This window comes from Sodalis-like endosymbiont of Proechinophthirus fluctus, from assembly GCF_001602625.1.
In the GTDB taxonomy this organism is placed as follows: domain Bacteria; phylum Pseudomonadota; class Gammaproteobacteria; order Enterobacterales; family Enterobacteriaceae.
The window spans coordinates 15,631-17,463 of record NZ_LECR01000040.1; the positions used below are offsets into that span (position 1 = coordinate 15,631).

Below are 1,833 nucleotides of genomic sequence, written 5' to 3' on the forward strand. Positions count from 1 at the left end.
CTAGTCGTGGCATCATTGTTGCCAGCTTTCAACGCCCCACGCACCCGCGCTTCCTGCACATTTAAGGCGAAGTTATTTCCCGTTGCCGATACATCCATCGACGTCAAAAGAGTGGGAGTGCTGCGGGAATACTCCCTGGGCACCAGACCCAATAATTCCATCAGTTTGTCCTTTATTGACCCATCGCCAGGGTTTTCATCATCATCGACCGGGCGCTATTGATGACCTCGACATTGGCCTGATAGCTGCGTGACGCGGACAGCGTATTCACCATTTCCGCAACCCTATTAACGTTGGGCATTCTGATATAACCACGGTCGTTAGCAAGCGGATGGCCTGGATCATAAACTAGTCGCCAGGGAGAAGGATCCTCAACCACCTGGCTCACCCGCACACCACCTACCGGCTGACCCGGTACAGCATCGAGTTGAAAGACCACTTGCTTTGCCCGATAAGGCTCACCATCAGGGCCCGTGATACTCTCAGCATTAGCCATATTGCTCGCGCTGACGTTTAGACGCTGTGATTGCGCCGTCAGCGCCGAACCGGAAATATTAAATATACTAAATAGCGACATACAGCTTTATCCTCTGAAAAGAACAGACATCATGCTTTTTATTTGCCCATTGATGATGGACAGACTGGCCTGGTATTTTATGCCGTTATCGGCGAAATTCACCCGCTCGCGATCCATATCTACCGTATTACCATCCGCTGAGGGCTGATCGGGGATACGATAAAGCAAACTGTTATTAGCATGAGCAATACCCTCAGCCGGTATATGCTGCCATGAGGTTAATGATAAACTCAGGCTATTACTCCGCTGTTGTCCCTGTCCAATCGCTCGACGTAATTCACGCGTAAAATGGATATCCCGCGCCTGGTAACCAGGTGTATCGGCATTGGCGATATTGGCTGCTAGTACATCTTGGCGCCGGTTCAATATGTTCAGCGCAGTTTGCTGAAAGTAGAGTTCTTCACCCAACTTATCTAACATTATTTTTCTCCAAAATTATTTTTCACAGCCCGCTAGAAAATGAATAATTAACTATGCTAGTGGTTGCCTGCACCGGCAATGGAATAAAAAGAGACTCATTCTTCGTTTATTTATCTTTATAATACATAGCCTATTTTTTCTATACTTGTCCTCATTGTTACCGCAACTTAGTTTTTATAAAAACCTCGAGGAAATTATATGAAAGGATTCATATATTTTTGGTGGAAACTATTAATTCAGTCGTGTCTTTTTTTATTTCCTTTAAGCATTGCAGCCGAGAGCGGTGGTGCTGACGATGCTTTAGTCACGCGGCTAGAATCTCTGTTACGCCAGCAGCGGGTGGATAGCTCCCTCGTTCAAAAAGTCACGCTCAAAACGCCGGCGAGGTTATTGCCGGGTTGCCCGTCGCCGCAATTGCAGTTGGCCAGCCATGGTCGGCTGAGTGGTAATATGAACGTCACCGCCCGCTGCGGCGAGCGGCGGTATTTTTTGCAAATCCACGTGCGCACTCGCGGCGATTATTGGGTGGCAGCCCGTGCTCTGCCCGCGGGGACATCCCTAAGCGCAAAGGATATCATCAAGGAGCATGGGGAGTTGGCCAGTCAGCCGCGCAATGTGATTTTTGCGACGCAGCCGGTAACCAGCTCTCTTACGACGCGTACTATCCAAGCCGGTCAGCCGCTGTCAGCCACTATGCTACGCGCTCCATGGAAGATTCGCCAGGGTAACCCAGTGGTGGTCGTCAGCCGCGGATTAGGGTTTCAAATTCGCTATTATGGTAAGGCCATGGGCGATGCTGCGGTCGGGGATGAGCTGCGGGTACGTCTAGCCTCAGG

At 49.9% G+C, this 1,833-nt stretch carries 3 protein-coding genes; 1 reads left to right on the forward strand and 2 read right to left on the reverse strand.

All coding sequences use genetic code 11. The features are described 5' to 3' along the window. Positions 1-172 precede the first annotated feature (172 nt). Positions 173-577 (reverse strand): flagellar basal body rod protein FlgC, encoded by a 405-nt coding sequence (gene flgC / locus BG74_RS04445; RefSeq protein ID WP_066596884.1) that lies wholly within the window; start codon positions 575-577, stop codon positions 173-175. A gap of 6 nt (positions 578-583) precedes the next feature. Further along, positions 584-997 carry a flagellar basal body rod protein FlgB gene (gene flgB, locus BG74_RS04450; protein ID WP_066596885.1) on the reverse strand — a complete coding sequence of 138 codons (414 nt, stop codon included), beginning with the start codon at positions 995-997 and terminating at the stop codon, positions 584-586. Between the two features lie 339 nt (positions 998-1,336). Between flgB and flgA the strand changes: the two genes are divergently transcribed. Further along, positions 1,337-1,833, forward strand: a 497-nt coding sequence (gene flgA, locus BG74_RS04455; RefSeq protein ID WP_187202612.1) for a flagellar basal body P-ring formation chaperone FlgA, incomplete at its 3' end; no start/stop codon positions are given.